Below are 16,654 nucleotides of genomic sequence, written 5' to 3'. Positions count from 1 at the left end.
GAAATAGAGTGTATCCAAAAAGAATAGTCTTGATTGTATTCACACCAATTACTTTAAAATCTGTATCCCAGGGAAATTCCGCTTCTGAAACCTGCCCATGGCCCGTCTACTTTTACTTTTGCACCGTTAGTATTCGTTTCTACGGTGTAATCTACAAACGGGAGATCCAGGTTTTCAATTTCTTTTTTTAGCTGTGCCTGCATATCGGGAGTAAGAATATAATCTGAAGTCATGGTGAAATCACCCGTTCCGCTGCCGTAATGAGCTCCTGCAATCCAGAAATCAAGAACAAGATTCTGGCTTTTGGTGAGGAAAAACTGCGCGCCTACCATCAGTCCGCCGCTGTTGCCACTGGTACTTCCCTGACCTTTGAGCGGAATCTGGTAGGTAGTGCCACCTGGAGCATTATAATCGTAATAAAAATCAAAAGTGTTGGAGGAAACATCAGAAAACCGGTAATAAGGGGCAAAATAAAAACCCCTGCCATAACCTTTTCCTATATAAAACCTTGGCTCTATAGTGAAATTGGTCGCTTTTACCCGTAAATTCTGAAATCGTTTTTCATCTTCATCCTTTAAAAAAGCATTGATAAAAGGAACTTTTCCCTGCAGCATGGTTCCGAATCCTATATTGAGCGAAAACCATTGGTTGATGGCTCTTTCATAGGAAAGGTTGATATTTCTGAACGCATAAGCAGTCACGTTGGTCTTAATGATATTCATTTTGTCTGCAGGAATGGTTTCGGATTCCTGCGCACTGGTTTTCAAAAACAGAAAACACGGAATCAGAATAAGAAATTTTTTCATGACGGTATATTTTGTGGTGTAAAAAAATACCAGCAAAAAACGGGCAGAAAACTAAAAGTATTTTAATATGATTTCATTTTTAACTTTCAAATAATAATATGAATGTTGAATTGAGGGTTGTTGGCGGGTTTAGGTAAAGAGATAAATAAGGAATTAAAAATGAAGGTCTTATTTTTTTTAATCTTCCTACCTGGCTATTTATTGTAAAAACCGAATGTAGCAAATATAGGAGTTCAGTTGTCCTAATAGTATAAAACTAATTTCTGATATGAAAAAAACAATCTATACCCTTTGTTTTCTTAGCAGTATTTTCATGTTCTCGCAGGAAGCAAAAAAGGATACAGTAGATACTTCAAAAACAAAAGAGATCCAAGAGGTCATTCTGAAATCCCAGCGAAAAAAGCAATTTGCGGATAAAGCGGTCTATACTTTTGATAAAGAAGCGCTGGAAAAAGCCCGTTATGCCAAAGATCTTCTCCGCACTCTTCCGGAACTGCAGCTGGACCCAATTTCCAATACTATCACGAGCACAAAAGGAGGAACAACGCTGTTTCTTATTAATGGGGTTGAAGCTACAGACCTTCAGATCCGAAGTATAGCCCCCAATGAGGTGGTAAAAGTGGAATATTATGACATTCCGCCTTCACGCTGGGCAACGAGAGCTGATACTGTGGTGAATATTCTGACGAGATCTACAGAAACTGGCTATCTTTTAGGCGCCGATGTTACTTCTGCACTGAATACCGGATTTGTGAACGCTTCAGCCTATGCTAACTACACAAAAGGGAAAAATGATTTTGGTCTCGAATACTCCCTTAGTCTGAGAGATTATGACAACAGGAAGGTAGAAAGTATTTATGATTATGATCTGAGCGGACAGCATTACCGTTCGGAAGAAAAAAGGACAGACCATTTCGGATATACCACACAGAATATTGCATTGCGTTACACCCGCATGGTTCCTGATAACTACACCTTTCAGGCTAAACTGAATATGGATCTCGTAAGCAGCTTTTCAAAAACAAAAGGGGAGAGTTTATTTAGAAAAGACAATGCAGAGGAAAAGCATGAGATGTTCAAGAATTACGGTTCAGATTATATCAATCCTAAGCTGGATCTGTATTATTCTAAAAAGATAGGCAGTAAAGATGAGCTGAGTATTAATGCAGTAGGTTCTCATTACAATACGGATATTACAGAATTTGCGAAGGAGTGGGTAATCTCATCAGGGAATTCTGTGTATGATAATGATATGATCCTGAAAACAGAACAAACTAATTTTGTAGGTGAATTAGCTCACACCCATGATTTTAAAGCGGGGAAATTATCATCCGGCTACCGTATTTCGGGTTCTTCTATTTCCAATGATCTGAATAATCTTGCAGGATATTCACAGTACAACGTTAATTATATGGAACAGTATTTCTATTTTGAATTTTCAGGAAAGAAGGATGAATTCACTTACAGGCTTGGTGCCGGGCTTACTAATATTCACAATAAAAGCGCTGAGAATACTTTTAATGAATGGTCTTTTACCCCAAGACTTATTTTAGGGTATCAGCTGAAAAATAATCAGAGCCTGAGATTTACGGGAAGTTATACTCCGGTAAGTCCCGGAAGCAATGCGCTCAGCAGTAACGTTGTACAGCAGGCTCCGAATATTGTACGAAGAGGTAATCCTTTTTTAAAGTCACAGCAGGTATTTTCCAATAATTTAATTTATTCCCTGAATAATAAATATTTTGATTTCAATGCGTCCCTGTTTTACGTTTATACAGATAGGATCATCAATCAGTATTATGTTCAGGATGATACTTTCGGAGGTTATGCACTGACTTATGAAAATGCTAAAAACGGACAAAAATACGGTCTGCAGCTTACAGGATCTTACAAACCTTTCGGGAATAGCCTTTTGGTTTTAAAAGGAATGATAGCTCCGGTATCAGAAATGATCAGGACAGCATCAGGAGAGCTTATCAAAAATAATTATCTTTCCAATTATTTAGTAGCGTCTTCAGAATATAAGTCTTTCAGTATACAGTATATGTTCAATATTCCGGTGTATACTTTAAGCGGAGCTTTCCTTATGACCAATGAGAACAAAAATCACATTTTTGCCAATTATAAACTGAAGAGCTGGACATTTACCACAGGAATGTACTGGATAGGAATGCCTTCGCATTATAAAACAAAAAGTCTTCCGCAAAGTTTAGTGAACTACAATGTTGATACAAAGATTATGAATAACAAATCCATGTTTGTTTTAGGAGTAAGCTTTGATTTCTCAAAAGGTAAGAAAACAGAAATTCAGAGAAAGCTGAATAATGACACAGCTCCGGCAGCTACTTTCTGATGTTTATTACAAATTAATTCATAAAAAAATCCGTTCAGAAAAATGCTCTGAACGGATTTTTTAGTTAAAGCTGTTTAACCTTTTTTATTAAATCACAAAAGCCACAAAAGATTGAGATACTTTATTTAAAGTTGATCATTACTATGGAAAAAGAGCTTTTGTGCCCTGTGGTTAAATTTAAACAAGTTTGTTGAGAAAAAGTTTTATTTTTTAATGAATTTTGTACTTTCTTTCTTAGCATCTTTTCCAGAAACTTCTATGAAATAAGAAGATGCAGGAAGCTCAGAAATCTGTACTTTTCCGGATTGGATATCCGATGTTTTGATTAGTTTTCCGTCTAAACTGTATATTTTAGCAGTAGAGTAATTTGCATTTTCCCCTATAAATCCGATGAAGTCCTGTGCAGGATTCGGATAGACTTTGAAGCTGTCTTTTTTTACCGTTTCCTTCGTACCCAGGAAAGTCAGGCTTAACGCCTGTGCCGCTGTAGTCGTCTGGTTCATGTTAAGGGCAGGAACGTTGATGTTGGCACTGGTATAAGATAATAAAGGAGCCTTGTTGGTACCGTTGTAATACAGGTAAGAAGTATTGGTGATGGTTCCTGCCGGGAAAGGACCTACTGTAAGGTTAAAAACCTGAACGGATTTTATTCTTAAGACATTCGTATAGGTATTGGGTCCAATGATCAGGGTTCCGGAGGCATCTGCTGAAATATTGATATTCCCGCTGAAATTTCCGGAAGCTGCTGATGAAGAGAAAGTTCCCTGTGCTGTATCGGTTTCCGTATAACCAAAAGCTGCAGGATAAGATATATAAGTTCCGTTGTTTGCTGCGAAATTTAAGGTGGCATCAGGCGTAATAAGTCCGGTAATTTCCAGTTTAGAAGCCGTTTGTTTAAATAAAATAGTGTTACCGCCTCCTGTCATTTTTATGGTAGAACCGGGATAAGTGGTGATTTCCCCTGCATCAGGAGCCGAATATACCGTTGGAGATGCAGCACCTTGTGTGAGAGAAGCATTGCTGAATACTACATTGTTACCGGTAGCAGAATTATCCACCGTTCCGTTGATGATCACATTATTTACCGTTTCGCCCACAACAGGGTCGTTAAATGCTTTGGTAATGGTAGTTTGTGCAGAGCAAAGCCCGAAAGCTGTGAGTGCTAAAAGTAGAGTTTTTTTCATGGCCAAATTTTTTGTTAAAGTTAAATAAAAACAAGAGTTAATTTTAACATAATCTATTTTTTAATGAGAAATTTCTAATAAAAAAGCTGAGTTTGGGTAAAGAAGCCAGGATTAAAGACTGGAAGATGGAAGAAGGAGGCCGGAAGTTACCTTTAGTTATAGTATTGAAGGCCTCCGTAAAATCAAATTATCTAAATCAGAAACTTTAATTCCGAACTGAGGTTAAAAATAGCCATCCGGTAAACCGAACGGCCATTCTGTACGTTAAATATAAGGTATTTGTTATTCAGCCTTCTTTTCAGGCTTCCTGTCTTAGTTGCTGATCATTGTGCGGTAAGCATGAATATCTTCAATGGTTACAACACTCATTTCTCTTTTGATGGCAAAATCAACGATTTCCGGAAGTCGGGCCATTGATCCGTCTTCATTGGTCAGTTCGCAGAGTACGGCATCATCACCGAGATTGGCGAGCTTTACAAGATCTACACTGCCTTCGGTATGTCCGCGTCTTTCGAAAACACCGTTTTGTTTAGCAATCAGAGGGAAAACATGTCCCGGGCTTGCAATATGAGCAGCCTGTGCGTCTGCTGCCACCGCAGTTCTGATGGTGGTTACACGGTCTTTAGCCGAAACACCAGATTCTACGCCTTCTCTGGCTTCAATAGAAATGGTAAAAGCGGTTTGATTTTTAGAGTTGTTATTTTCCACCATAGGACGGAGGTTCAGGTGCCTGCTTTTTTCTTCCGAAATACATAGGCAGACAATACCGCTGCATTCGCGGATCAGCAGTGCCATATCCTGTTCTGTAATGGTGGATGCGGGAAAGATGATATCGCCTTCGTTTTCGCGGTTTTCATCATCTACTAAAAGAATTCCTTTTCCCTGTTGTAATTTAAGAAGTGCGTTTTCTACACGTTCTGTGGAGGTTGCTCCAAATTGTTCTAATAATTTTTCCATGTTATTTTACTTTTAAAAGGTAAAATAGTCTTCGGTACATGGAAATGAAATACGGCACAATAAGCCCGTAAGGAATCTTACTGACCGTTTCATTTTCTTCTCCCATCCAGACTTTAACTGTCGGTTCCGGAATTTCACCAGATCAGTCCCTTCAGAAGAAAGGAGTCGCGGACTGTAACCGCCGGTAGGGAATTTCACCCTGCCCCGAAGAAAACTTATCCTAAGTTTTGCTGTATGTTTACTTTAATTTTTTTATTTCACTATTTTCTATTTAACGTACAGGCCGCTAATTTCGGGAAGTTTTTTGAGATGGAGAAGCGTTTTAACGGTTAATCTGCTCAACAGGATATTTAAAGTCCGGATACTGAATATCAAAATCTTCCGCATCATCATTTTTTCTTTCACACCAGCCTGTAGATAATTCAATATCACCTAATCCGAAAAAGAAATGTTCATTTTCATAAAAACGGATGTTATATTCTTTAAAATGATCTTCTGTTTCCTGGATCCTTGTTTTATATTTTTCCAGCTTTTTCTTATTCATCCAGAAAAATGAATATTCTGAATAAACGGTTCCTGCTCTTACCTGTGCATATTCAAAATCCAGGTGATTTAAAATGTCTTCAAATTCCCGGATGAAGTGATGAAGGTCGTATTCATACTGAAGAAACCATTTGGCTGTTCTTCCGAAAGAAATCAGAGCGTTTTCATAGCAGTAAGGAATTTCCAGGGTAGATGTAGAAAATATATCGGGATGAAAATAATAGTAGTCCTTAGTTTTCATCCTGTTTTGAAGAAAATCAAGAAAACCCTTGTAATCGGAATCCAGCATAATGGCTCCGAAAAAATAATTCCACTGATTCATTTAGTTGATCTTTTTGAGATTTTTATCATAAAGCCCTATGAGTAAACTGTTTCCGTTTCCATCAATTTTTATACCGCCGTACGCTGCTGTTTCATATTTTTTGGCATGTCCTTCCTGGAAAAAAAAAGATTCTGCACCGATATTGACATTCCAGTCATCAGAGGTGTAATTAATAAGGTATTCACCAGCTTTCAACGGGGTTTTGTTTTCCTGAAACCGTACTCTATGAGCCACCCCGTTTTTATCAAGAGTTACTACGCAGTAACCGCGCTTCAGAATACCTTCTGTTCCGATAGTGTTGGCAATAGCATATCTTAAACTCATATAATCACCCTGCATCAGTGACCGCGGATCTACAGGGGCAAGTTCCAGTAAAATCAGCTGCCCATTTTTAAGCAAATCTTCTTTTTTGATAACCGAATAATTAAAGTATCCCAATAACAGGATGAGATTGAAAAGAATGATGAGCCATTTATATTTTTTCATGGGAAATCAGTTTTTTGTGTATGAATGCATAAATTGCCAGGAACATGATCCCCGAAGAAAATAAAAGGATGGATTTAGTCAGCAGTGTAAACTGAAGATCGTAATACAATTTTCCGATGAAAGAAATCAGAGCTACACAAGCCAGTACCCATCCGGTTTTATTGTTGACAAGGAAGCTTAGTAAAATAACAAGAATGGCGCCGGATATTGCCGGAGATAATGTTGTTGGCAATAAAATTAAAGCGGTCAATACATAAATGATGATCTTGAAACGGGAATGGGTAACCTGTAATTTTTTTAATAAAACAGAGACTACATACAGAACAGCCAGAATGATCACTGCCGAGGATAACCCGTTGTAGAGTGTCAGCACTGGTATGGATAATTCATCTTCAAATCCAATATAGGCCAGCCCGGCTATGAATGATAACGTCATTCCTATACAAACGGGATCGTATAATCCGGAGAGAATTCTGTTGGCTGTGATGATCTTTGCTTCGTTAAGAAAAATAAAGGTGACGATGAGTGCCTGAACTGTAATGAATATATAGGTTAGATCATATAAATCGTTGGTGATAATAAGTGACAGTATACTTCCATTGAGAATGAGTACAGAAATGAAGGAAAGAATATAATTGTGAACCAGAAGCAATACACATAATGCAATGCCTATAAAGGTAAGCTGCATGGTGTTATCGTGACTGGAAAGACCAAACCCGAGAAGTGAAAATCCCGTAACATAAAATGAAACAGATAGAGTGTCTGTTATTACTTTCTTTGAAAACCTGCTGAGAACCGCAGAACCTGCAATACAGATTCCTCCAAATAGAATAATTCCTTCTTTTGAACTGAATATCTGGGCTAAGAAAAGAAATCCGATAAATGCCAGACAGGCGAGTATCCCTCCGAAAATAGATAATATTTTGATGGCTAATGACTGGTCCGTTTCTTTTTTCTGATAGACTGAAACAATAGCTTCTTCATCAAAATGGATTTCCCTTTCAGTTGAGGTCCGGAGAGCATCCATCAACTCTTTTATATTTTCTTTATTTCTCATTTTTCCACTTTTTTTGAAGGTTGAGCAGATTTTTAATAACCAGTGTAATGCTTCCTAATATAAACAGGGAAACAAATAAAAATGAAGCTACATTTTCTCCTGTAATCCGGAAGATGAGGACGGTTATGATGATGACAATACTGAGCGGGATGACGGCAAGATAAAAGATGTTTTTTACTTTCAATGCATATAGGATTCCTAAGGCATAGACTACTACGACAGGTACAGCCAGAATAGCTAGTGCTGAGGTCTGATTATCAAAAATTCCGATTACGATTCCACAGGTGGCAAAGCTGGCAACAGCTAATGAAAGAACGTTTGTAAACCAGCTGGGTATAACTGCTTTTTTGTACATGGAAATCAGAATGCCCGATACTAATATCATCCCATTCAACAAAAACAGAATGGTAAAAACATAAATCGGCCCCTGATCATTGCCCACCTGCTGGGTATACAAAACAAAAGTGGTATTGATTAAAATGATATAGATCAGCCATAAAGGAGCAAAATCAGAGATAATGACCCACAGAGTGATAAAAATAGTCCATGCTAAAAAGAAATCGTAAGCATTGGCTCCGGTCTGATAGATCTGCCCGAATACGGCAAATAGAACCCCAACCAAAACGGCTGCCCCGGTAAGAATAATTTTCCGGATATTAGGATTGATTTTAGGAAGAAAGGTAAGTGCAGTTGCAGCAATAACCAACCCTTCTGTCAGTCCGATTTTTGCAAACTTGGGTAAATCTGCCCAGTTGTAGGCAAAGAAAAAAATGATTCCGGATACGGTAAAACCAATTCCAAGGGTCATTAAAAATAACTGAAGAAATTTCTGCCAGGAGCTTTTATCGGTGTAAATATGTTTTTCCAGAATCTCAGCGACTTCTTTTTCAGTGAGATCGCTGTACCTGCTGAGAATCTGAATGTCTTCTCTCTGTATGTTTTTCATATAAATTTTGAATGGATAATCTGTTTTTTAGGATCTGAATGAACTTGCATCATTGAACAATTCAAATCTAAATATTAAATTTCTGAATAGAGAAATGATGGTTAAAATAAATCCATATTTAACAAAGGTAATTCTTCTTTTGCAGGATGATTCTTAAAATCAATAAAATCCCTGAATTCAGGGGTGTCATCACAGAAAATAATATCGAAGGTAAACCGATCGTTCCCGTAAAGTCCTCTGTGAATCATATTGGCGGAAAAAACAAGCAGATCACCTCTGTTTAACGAGATTTTCTTTCCTCTTTCCAGATCATCCCCTGGCTTTCTGTTATTTATTGAAAGTCTGGTTTCCTGTTCTACTTCCTGATCCCATTCTCTGTGAGTCCCGGGAATCAATTCAATGCCGGATTCTGCTTTTAGGGGAATTCTGAAATGAAGGACATTTTGGGTGATCATATTTTTCTTCTGTTCTTCAATGGTCATTCCTGTATACTGAATGTCACGGTGCCAGTAATTGCTCTGTTTACCGTTCAACGGATCAAAAAATAACTGGGTATTGAGAAATATGGCTTTTCCGGGAAAAAGAGTGTGGATAAGTTGTGAAATCTTTTCCTGAGAAATAAATTTGAATAGATCCAGCCTTTCCTGTCTGGTAATTTGTTGAGCTGAGGTAATGCTGTGACTGTTGATCGCTCCGGCTTTATAATCTGCGTCATTATCTTTCAGCCAAGCCCGATGAAAGGTATGGAGAATCTTTTCCAGAGGCTGCAGTTCTTCTTCAGAGAAAAACTGCTCTAAGTAAACGTATCCCTGATGATTATAATTCTGCTCTATATTCATAATGGTTTTTTATAGCGGATTTTAACTTTCCGGTGGAAATATTGCGTCTGCAATTTCTAACCATCTTTCCAGTAATAAATCGGTGTATATTTCCTTATCGAGACCATAAGATCCCAAGGCATACCCGTCATTCCATTCAACTAATGCCGTACTTCCGTTAGATAAAATACCAAAGTCAATACCATATCCTCTGGTTTTTTCTTTCGAATTTTCCAGATCATTTATTGCATTCCGGATGACTTCCATATCAAGTTTATATTTATCATCACCGTTGTATAATTGTATGCCGACAATCTTTGAATTGTTGACAAAAACCCTGTATTCTGCTTTCCAGTCTACTAATTGTGAACAGTAGAGTTCCGTGTTTTTTGAAAATTCAGATAAGAGGTAAAAATCAGAAACCGATTCCATTCTGAATCCGGTGAAAAGCTTTGTATCAGATTTTGGTTTAACAAAAACGGGGGCAAGCTCTCCGTCTATATTTCTTGAAAGTTCATGGATGGTGGTTGTCCATATATTTCGCTGGAGATACTGATGCAGACATTGGGGATAACAATCTGAAGGCGGATTAATTTTATATTTTTTGAAAATTGAAGAAAAAACAAAATGATTTCCGGCAACAAACGTGGTACGGTCGATATTCAGTTGATTTCTGAAAATCTTTTTATCTGTGAAAAGTTCGTATCCGATATTTCTTTTTTCTAATACATCGATTACGTCCTGATGTTCAGGTTCCAGTTTTTTATTGCCGTATTCATGGATATAAGCCTTTTTGATCATGTTAATTCTTTACTATTTTCAGGGTGTTCTTAATATTTTCTCCATCTTTTTCCCTTTGGCCAGTTCGTCAATAAGTTTATCCAGATACCGGATATTTCTCATCAATTCATCTTCAATGTCTTCTACACGATATCCGCAGATAACACCTTTAATCAGGGAAACATTCGGATTGATTTGCGGTGCCTGTTCAAAAAATGTTTTAAAATTGGTTTTGTTATCCAGAATATCCTGCAGGCTCTTTTCATCATATCCGGTCAGCCAGAATATGATTTCATGAACTTCATCTTTTGTACGGCCTTTTTTCTCTGCTTTTTGAATGTAGTGAGGATATACACCGGAAAAAGCCATCTCATAAACTCTCGTATTCTGCATTTTTATATCGTTTAGCGTAATTCTTTAATAACCTTGTCCAGTATGCGGTTGAATTCTTCCGGTTTCTCCAGCATCGGATAATGGCCGGTTTCAGTAATGGTTACATAATCGTAATCTTTTAAATACTTCCGGTTATTTTCAAGGTGGGTAGGAGAATTATCAGAATTAATGGCTCTTACCGGAATCTGAACCTGCTTGGCAATGTCTCTGAAATCTGTTTTATATAAAGGCATCAGAAGGCTGATCGCCATTTCCGGTTCGTTCTGTAAGAATTCGCTTTGGAGTCTTTCTTTTACTGCCGCAGGTGTTTTTTCCGCAAACAGGTATTGAGGAAGAATATTTTCTACGGCATTTTTAAAATCGCTTCTGTAATGGGTAAATAAAAACTGTTCTGCCTGTTCTTCTGAAAAATATTCATCCAGATTTTTCAAAGTATCTATCAGGATCAGTGATTTTACTTTTGGAAGTTGTAAGGCAGCTTCAAGAACATATGCCCCGGACATAGAATGCCCTACAAGTATAATCTCTGAAGAATTGATACTGTCAGCCACAGCTTTAATATCGTCAGCGTACCGAGTGCTGGTCCAGTCCTGTCTTGAAGCATCTGATTTTCCATGTCCGGCAAGATCCACGGTTACCATATGATACTGATCATTGAAATATTCCAGCTGATCTTTCCACCATTCACTGTTGCCTAACCATCCGTGGATAAAGATGATAGTTGGATTTCCGCTTCCTGATTCCTGATAATAAATTTTCTGTCCGTCTGAGGATACTGCATATTTTTCCATGGAAATTATTTTGTCTTTAAAAAACTAAATTACAAAAAATCAGTATGTATAGCCCGTTGGACTGTAAAAATATATGTGATCAGCGGGATCTGTGGGAAATTGAAATGAATGTTGGTAAGTGCAATGCGCAAGGCTTTATATAGTATACTGTTTTTAAGGCGCAAGAAAACCCAAGGTTCTCAGCTATTTTCAGCTAAGAATTATGCAGATTCAAATTGGTTTATACATTTTGAAAATAGATTTGAGGCTTTGTGTAGCTCTGCAATATGGTGAAATTAAGAGATCTGCTTTATCTGCCGGATCTGCGAGCATATAAAAATTCCCACAGATCAGCAGATGTTTTTGTTGTATTTCAGGAAATTACCATTTCCAGACTTGCGGTTCGTTATTCCAGATCAGCAGCCTGAAATCTTCATAATGTTTCCCGTTGCCAATGGTGTGGGTATCTCGGTGCCCTTTTCCGAGTTTCAGTTTGTGCAGCATTCCGGAACATGAACCTACCCAAAGGGTTTCTTCGTTATCAGAAAGTACCATTCCGCTGATGGTGGATCCTAAAAAGTGTCTCCACAGCTGGTTTCCGTTTTTATCAAAAGCTTTGATATATCCATATGCATCGCCAAGAATGTAATAATCTTTTGTGGAAGCTCCTGCGTATACTCTCATTCCTTCATCAATGTAGATAAGATCATCACTTTCTGTGTAAGCTTCAATGGCTGCGCCTTCATACTGATCTGAATTGATGGCAATGGTAATTCCGTTGTAGAAATGGCAGGAATTGGTAATCAGCTGGCTGTCGTCTTTAGAAAACAGACAGAAATGGGGATAAGAAGACTGAGGTCCTATTGATCCTATGCTGTTCCCTTCAGCATCCAGTATTCTGTGGTCATAATTCTGATCTCCCACAACAATGTAGGTGTTATCATGGGAAAGGGTTGCATTTTCCATATCGATATCCGGTGACCAGTCTTCTTCGTCATCTTCATTGATAGGGTGGATCAGTTTCTCGCTGTTTTTTGAAACCAGGTAAATACCGTTTGAAGAAACGATCAGGACTTTGCTTCCGTCATTGAACGGGATCATTTCTGTAATACCGGAATCTATCGTTTGGTCAAATGAGAACTCCTGAATCAGTTCGCCGTCCCAGTTTTTATACAATGAAATAGTCTCATCACGGGCTATGGCGAAGATATTTCCCTGTTTAGATTTTCCTATGGCATGGATGTCTTCGTTAAGCGGAGTGATTTGATCATGATCAAGAAGGTAGGCCTGTCTCTTTTCATAGTGGGCTCCGGTTACGAAAACTATTTTTTCATTCTCAATAAAACACATCTGTTCGATACTCTGGGATTTCTCTTTCATTAAAGGAATCATGGGAGTGTGAGCAGGAGGAAACTGTTCTCTGAAACGTTCTGTGTCATTATTCAGGTTGGCAGTTTTCAATAACTCAAAAACTTCGGTTCCCAAACGGTCTCTTTTATCCTGTGGTTCTTCACCTTTCCAGTTTTCCCAGCCGTTCTTTTCGCCGAATTCTACCATTTCATTGATTGCTGTTGCATAGTGTTCTCCTTCTGAGAACCATTCTTTTTGGATTGTAGTGTTTTGCATGAAGTCGTGTATTTTGTCCTGTTTAGGGATAATATGGGTAAGATAATTATTTTATTTGAAATATACCGGGTTATCATGGCTGCCATTGATCTTTATATAACTTCCTTTCAGCAGAAGGGGATTAGTATTCCCTGTTTTTTTGGCAGTAAATTCAAGGCTTATGATGCTCAGTTTTTCACCGGATTTAAGAAGCTTTTCTTTTGGAATTGAATAACTGCCGTCTTTCCCGATATTCAAAGTGTCGGTTTTTCCCGGTGTAGCAATGGTTATATTAGGGTTTTCTTTGTCTTTTTTATCAAAAGTTTTTGAGATATAGAGTTTATTCACATCATGAAGTTCAGACCAGCGTACGGAGAAATCCTGACTGGTTGTGCTTTCGGTGGTGGTGATGCGGGAAGGATCGCTTAATTTCAAGGCCGGAATATTGCCCAAAGCGAATTTTTTACCGTTGGCCAGCTGGATTTCAACCTGATACTGCTCATTTTCCGGAGGAATATTTTCAAGCCGGTATTGATAGCTTTTGGTGTAGTAAAGCTGCTGTATGACTATATACTCCGCTTTTTTCCGGTTGACCCATATGGTAATTGAATCACTGCCGATTTTCTTATCCTTTTTATCGTATAAAGCTACCGACATGATATTGTCTGCCTGGTCTGTTAAGCTCTGATAGAGGTCGATTTCTGCTTTTATATCAGAAATATCTGTAATTTTTGAGGCAGGAACAGGTCCGGAGCAGGAGATAAGCAAGAGGATTCCTAAAAGTGGTATTAAGTATTTGGTGAAGTGCATGGCGGATTGGTTATGGGTTAGTTTTAAAATAATCTTCATTAATACTTCCTTCAAATTCATTTGAAATCATATTTTTTAATCTGTATCTGAATTTTGTTTTAAAGTTTCCTTTAATTTTAGGCTCAAAAACAGTGGCAATCTGGTTAGGTTTTAACATGATATACTGAATTCCATTTCCACAGCTATATTTTCTTATACCGGAAATTTCCTGCCAGTTATTTTCTTTATCTAAAGCTTCAAATATTAATGGGATATGATTGCCAAATCCTAGCATAATGTCCTGATATTCAAGATTGTGAATGGTTACGGGATAACCGTCATAATAGGTTGTTATCGTAGGAATTTTAATAGTAGGTTCTTTGCCTTCGATCAATCTGTCTATTTCTGCCTCTAAAACTTCCGGAGATATTTTAGTAGTATCAGTTCTGGTTATTGTTAATGGGGTAGATTGTCGGATATCTACAACTATTTTTACGTTTTTATATTCATTTTTGAATTGCTTGTGCAGTTCATCATCAGGCCGTTTATAATTATTTTTGAGAATAGGATTTTCTTTGGGATAATTATTGTAATTCAGTTCAATAGGTGATTTCAGATCTCCGATATATTGAATGTTTTTATGATAAAAGAAATAAATGTCTTCGGTTGTTTCAAGTTTCTGTTCTGAGATATTTTTATCTGAAATAATATACTCAGGATATTTTATCTGTGCAGAAAAAAAACATGAAAAGAATATAAATAGTAAGGGAAATATTTTCATCGCTTTATTATTTTGAATTAACAGGAACATATTCTTTTTCAATGTAATCATTAATGAGTTGAAATAAACGCAAATAGGATCAGCAGGCTCTTTTTCATTTTAACAGGTCTGAAAATTGAAGATTTAAGTTACAACATGTAGTATAATAACGTAAATTCGAGCCAAAATAGTTTTAAAGGTTTAATTGATAGGTCACCGCTTTGATCCTTTCTCTTCCGACTTTTCCTTCTGTAATTTTATTTTCCCACCCATTCCATAAATTCCTCAAAAACGCTCATCCATCTATCTTCTGGTTCTTCATCCGGATTTGTTGGAACCGTTTCAAATCCATGATCATATTCAGGGTAAATTTTAAAGGTTAAATTCTTTTTATGTTTTCTGATGAATTCCGACCGGATCAGCAGGGTAGACTCAATGGGAACCGCCTGATCTTTGGAACCGATAGCCGCAAAAATAGGAATGTTGATTTTTAAAAGGTTTTCCACGGCGGGTTCTGAAAATTCATGCCATCTTTTGTAGGTGTTGTTCTGCCAGAAAGTACTGATATTCGGCGAAGCTTCTATTTCTCCCAGTTTTGTATATAGGCTGTCTAATTTTTTCAATGCTGTATTTTCGTCAATTTTCCCTTCATTGGCTTCTTTTCTGATCATCAGCGCAAAATCATGATATTGTGTGCTTCCGCTTCCGGACCAGAAACCAATATGGGTTATCTTTTTATTAATGGTTCCTAATTTGGCTACAACATCACTTCCTTCCGAATGCCCAATCGTCACTATTTTTTTAGGATGTTTGATCTTTTTGCGGATCACATCTTTAATCACCTGATCATACTGCCAGGTCCTGTAGCTTAAAGATTCGTTTTCATAAAAGCATTTTGGAGCACGGTATTCTTTATTCACCGTTACAAAAGGGACACATTTTTTTGAAACCATAATAAAGGCATAATCCTTTGGCAGCTTTTCCAGATCAAACGGCATGGTGGAAACTTCAGAAACGACTCCTTTTTCTTTGGTTACGCTGAACATCGGAAAAGCACCGGAACCATGAATGAACAACAGGATTCCGGTAGTATCTGTGATTTTCTCAGGCGAATAGACATAATAGTTAATCGTATCATTCTTTTTGAATACTGAATAATGGCTGAACCGTTCATAAGAAGCTTGTGACTGTGAAAACGCCCAGAAAAAAACAAACAGAGAAAGTCCGGATACTATTTTTCTCATATGATGGATTTTTTATTTCTCTACTTTCAGATCAATATGTATGGCTGGTCCGGCAATAGTGGTTTTCATCCAGGGGCTGTAAAATTTTCTGTAATACATGCTTTTAAGTAAGGCTCCGCTTAAGTAAATCCAGCCGTCGAATCCGTTCATCACCTGCATCGATACGAAGAAATCCTGTTTATCAACCCAGATGTTTTTATCGCTTACGTCAAAAGAGAATGTGTTATCCACAATCTGATCTTTGGTCAGTTCTACGCTCAGATCCTCTGTAATGATGGATTGTCCCGGAAATTTATCGTTTTTTGAATAGACATTAAAGGTAAGCAAAATAGGTTGATCCGTTTTGATATCAACAACATTAAGGTTGATTTTCTGAAGCTTTATTTTTTTTCTGTTATTAAACAATACAGCCAATTCTTTCGACTGATCCTCTTTGGTTCTTGCCGGATTGTATCCGAACAGAATTTTTTTTGTTTTGGCGGTAGTCCCCCAGTTTTTATTGGTGTATTTTTTAGGATTGATGGCCACAGGCTGCAGCTCGGTAATTTTTTCGCGAAGGAGAATATCATGACTTTTGGCCTGAATGAAATCCTCTATTTTCTGATTAAAGTTAACATATCCGCCCATCTGAACGGTGATCATTTTGTTTTTGTCTGCATTCGTAAGATCAATGGAGTAGCTGCCTGCTTCATCTGCTATCGCGCCAAGTTTCTCTTGGTCTACGCCTATCCGGGCATAAGGGACAGGTTTGTTCTCATCAGAAAGTATTTTTCCGGCGATGATCTGTGCATTCGTATGACTTAAAATCAGTAGCAGAGCACTACTTAAAATTGTTTTCATG

General features: G+C 37.6%; 17 protein-coding genes and 1 riboswitch. Of the genes, 1 reads left to right on the top strand and 16 read right to left on the bottom strand.

Translation table 11 applies throughout. The annotated features are described in order from the left end of the window. Positions 1 to 53 precede the first annotated feature (53 nt). The gene (locus tag J2Y40_RS14075) at positions 54 to 806 is read right to left on the bottom strand and encodes a DUF3575 domain-containing protein (protein ID WP_309999594.1); all 753 of its coding nucleotides are present in this window, start codon (positions 804 to 806) and stop codon (positions 54 to 56) included. Positions 807 to 1,074: 268 nt separating this feature from the next. Here J2Y40_RS14075 and J2Y40_RS14070 point away from each other — a divergent pair, with 268 nt between their 5' ends. Beyond that, complete coding sequence (locus J2Y40_RS14070; protein WP_309999592.1) at positions 1,075 to 3,159, top strand: TonB-dependent receptor domain-containing protein; 2,085 nt, start codon at positions 1,075 to 1,077, stop codon at positions 3,157 to 3,159. Between the two features lie 203 nt (positions 3,160 to 3,362). Here J2Y40_RS14070 and J2Y40_RS14065 read toward each other — a convergent pair whose 3' ends face one another. The 15 genes from J2Y40_RS14065 to J2Y40_RS13995 form a co-directional block, all read right to left on the bottom strand. Beyond that, positions 3,363 to 4,343, bottom strand: a complete 981-nt coding sequence (locus tag J2Y40_RS14065) for a T9SS type A sorting domain-containing protein (RefSeq protein WP_309999590.1) — start codon at positions 4,341 to 4,343, stop codon at positions 3,363 to 3,365. A gap of 312 nt (positions 4,344 to 4,655) precedes the next feature. Further along, positions 4,656 to 5,300, bottom strand: a complete 645-nt coding sequence (gene ribB / locus J2Y40_RS14060; RefSeq protein WP_153395748.1) for a 3,4-dihydroxy-2-butanone-4-phosphate synthase — start codon at positions 5,298 to 5,300, stop codon at positions 4,656 to 4,658. A 90-nt stretch (positions 5,301 to 5,390) separates the two neighbouring features. Further along, positions 5,391 to 5,516, bottom strand: a riboswitch (FMN riboswitch). A 106-nt stretch (positions 5,517 to 5,622) separates the two neighbouring features. After that, complete coding sequence (locus J2Y40_RS14055) at positions 5,623 to 6,165, bottom strand: hypothetical protein (protein ID WP_309999587.1); 543 nt, start codon at positions 6,163 to 6,165, stop codon at positions 5,623 to 5,625. Further along, positions 6,166 to 6,651, bottom strand: a complete 486-nt coding sequence (locus J2Y40_RS14050) for a GDYXXLXY domain-containing protein (protein ID WP_309999585.1) — start codon at positions 6,649 to 6,651, stop codon at positions 6,166 to 6,168. It abuts the gene before it with no gap. Then, on the bottom strand, positions 6,638 to 7,708 hold the full coding sequence (locus tag J2Y40_RS14045; protein ID WP_309999583.1) for a DUF4401 domain-containing protein: 1,071 nt from the start codon (positions 7,706 to 7,708) through the stop codon (positions 6,638 to 6,640). Before J2Y40_RS14045 ends, J2Y40_RS14050 begins: the two co-directional genes overlap by 14 nt. Further along, on the bottom strand, positions 7,698 to 8,654 hold the full coding sequence (locus J2Y40_RS14040; RefSeq protein ID WP_309999581.1) for a DUF2157 domain-containing protein: 957 nt from the start codon (positions 8,652 to 8,654) through the stop codon (positions 7,698 to 7,700). Before J2Y40_RS14040 ends, J2Y40_RS14045 begins: the two co-directional genes overlap by 11 nt. 101 nt (positions 8,655 to 8,755) lie before the next feature. After that, positions 8,756 to 9,487 (bottom strand): phytanoyl-CoA dioxygenase family protein, encoded by a 732-nt coding sequence (locus J2Y40_RS14035; protein ID WP_409017708.1) that lies wholly within the window; start codon positions 9,485 to 9,487, stop codon positions 8,756 to 8,758. Between the two features lie 27 nt (positions 9,488 to 9,514). After that, on the bottom strand, positions 9,515 to 10,273 hold the full coding sequence (locus J2Y40_RS14030) for an ATP-grasp domain-containing protein (RefSeq protein WP_309999575.1): 759 nt from the start codon (positions 10,271 to 10,273) through the stop codon (positions 9,515 to 9,517). An 18-nt stretch (positions 10,274 to 10,291) separates the two neighbouring features. Continuing rightward, entirely contained in the window at positions 10,292 to 10,645 is a 354-nt protein-coding gene (locus tag J2Y40_RS14025; protein ID WP_309999573.1) for a DUF2200 domain-containing protein, read from the bottom strand. A gap of 11 nt (positions 10,646 to 10,656) precedes the next feature. Then, positions 10,657 to 11,436 (bottom strand): alpha/beta hydrolase, encoded by a 780-nt coding sequence (locus tag J2Y40_RS14020; RefSeq protein ID WP_309999571.1) that lies wholly within the window; start codon positions 11,434 to 11,436, stop codon positions 10,657 to 10,659. 360 nt (positions 11,437 to 11,796) lie between these two features. Next, the gene (locus tag J2Y40_RS14015; protein WP_309999568.1) at positions 11,797 to 13,041 is read right to left on the bottom strand and encodes a hypothetical protein; all 1,245 of its coding nucleotides are present in this window, start codon (positions 13,039 to 13,041) and stop codon (positions 11,797 to 11,799) included. 51 nt (positions 13,042 to 13,092) lie between these two features. Further along, complete coding sequence (locus J2Y40_RS14010) at positions 13,093 to 13,890, bottom strand: hypothetical protein (RefSeq protein ID WP_153395728.1); 798 nt, start codon at positions 13,888 to 13,890, stop codon at positions 13,093 to 13,095. Beyond that, entirely contained in the window at positions 13,841 to 14,590 is a 750-nt protein-coding gene (locus J2Y40_RS14005) for a hypothetical protein (RefSeq protein ID WP_309999566.1), read from the bottom strand. Before J2Y40_RS14005 ends, J2Y40_RS14010 begins: the two co-directional genes overlap by 50 nt. A gap of 236 nt (positions 14,591 to 14,826) precedes the next feature. Continuing rightward, positions 14,827 to 15,813: a dienelactone hydrolase family protein gene (locus tag J2Y40_RS14000; protein ID WP_153395724.1), complete on the bottom strand. Its 987-nt coding sequence runs from the start codon at positions 15,811 to 15,813 to the stop codon at positions 14,827 to 14,829. Between the two features lie 12 nt (positions 15,814 to 15,825). Beyond that, positions 15,826 to 16,653, bottom strand: coding sequence for a carboxypeptidase-like regulatory domain-containing protein (locus J2Y40_RS13995; protein ID WP_153395721.1), 828 nt, complete (start codon positions 16,651 to 16,653; stop codon positions 15,826 to 15,828). Between the last annotated feature and the right edge of the window lies 1 nt (position 16,654).

Origin of the sequence: Chryseobacterium sp. 2987 (assembly GCF_031456375.1) — a bacterium.
Lineage (GTDB): Bacteria > Bacteroidota > Bacteroidia > Flavobacteriales > Weeksellaceae > Chryseobacterium > Chryseobacterium vaccae.
The sequence above is the reverse complement of the archived record's forward strand: the minus strand, read 5'-3'. Positions and strand labels throughout refer to the sequence as shown.

Excerpts from the sequence above, each read along its gene's own strand:
- J2Y40_RS14070 (WP_309999592.1), top strand. The coding sequence starts at position 1,075 with ATGAAAAAAACAATCTATACCCTTTGTTTTCTTAGCAGTATTTTCATG.
- J2Y40_RS14055 (WP_309999587.1), bottom strand. The coding sequence starts at position 6,165 with ATGAATCAGTGGAATTATTTTTTCGGAGCCATTATGCTGGATTCCGAT.
- J2Y40_RS14000 (WP_153395724.1), bottom strand. The coding sequence starts at position 15,813 with ATGAGAAAAATAGTATCCGGACTTTCTCTGTTTGTTTTTTTCTGGGCG.
- J2Y40_RS14015 (WP_309999568.1), bottom strand. The coding sequence starts at position 13,041 with ATGCAAAACACTACAATCCAAAAAGAATGGTTCTCAGAAGGAGAACAC.
- ribB (WP_153395748.1), bottom strand. The coding sequence starts at position 5,300 with ATGGAAAAATTATTAGAACAATTTGGAGCAACCTCCACAGAACGTGTA.
- J2Y40_RS14010 (WP_153395728.1), bottom strand. The coding sequence starts at position 13,890 with ATGAATTTGAAGGAAGTATTAATGAAGATTATTTTAAAACTAACCCAT.
- J2Y40_RS14040 (WP_309999581.1), bottom strand. The coding sequence starts at position 8,654 with ATGAAAAACATACAGAGAGAAGACATTCAGATTCTCAGCAGGTACAGC.
- J2Y40_RS14025 (WP_309999573.1), bottom strand. The coding sequence starts at position 10,645 with ATGCAGAATACGAGAGTTTATGAGATGGCTTTTTCCGGTGTATATCCT.
- J2Y40_RS14020 (WP_309999571.1), bottom strand. The coding sequence starts at position 11,436 with ATGGAAAAATATGCAGTATCCTCAGACGGACAGAAAATTTATTATCAG.
- J2Y40_RS14050 (WP_309999585.1), bottom strand. The coding sequence starts at position 6,651 with ATGAAAAAATATAAATGGCTCATCATTCTTTTCAATCTCATCCTGTTA.
- J2Y40_RS13995 (WP_153395721.1), bottom strand. The coding sequence starts at position 16,653 with ATGAAAACAATTTTAAGTAGTGCTCTGCTACTGATTTTAAGTCATACG.
- J2Y40_RS14045 (WP_309999583.1), bottom strand. The coding sequence starts at position 7,708 with ATGAGAAATAAAGAAAATATAAAAGAGTTGATGGATGCTCTCCGGACC.
- J2Y40_RS14030 (WP_309999575.1), bottom strand. The coding sequence starts at position 10,273 with ATGATCAAAAAGGCTTATATCCATGAATACGGCAATAAAAAACTGGAA.
- J2Y40_RS14065 (WP_309999590.1), bottom strand. The coding sequence starts at position 4,343 with ATGAAAAAAACTCTACTTTTAGCACTCACAGCTTTCGGGCTTTGCTCT.
- J2Y40_RS14075 (WP_309999594.1), bottom strand. The coding sequence starts at position 806 with ATGAAAAAATTTCTTATTCTGATTCCGTGTTTTCTGTTTTTGAAAACC.
- J2Y40_RS14005 (WP_309999566.1), bottom strand. The coding sequence starts at position 14,590 with ATGAAAATATTTCCCTTACTATTTATATTCTTTTCATGTTTTTTTTCT.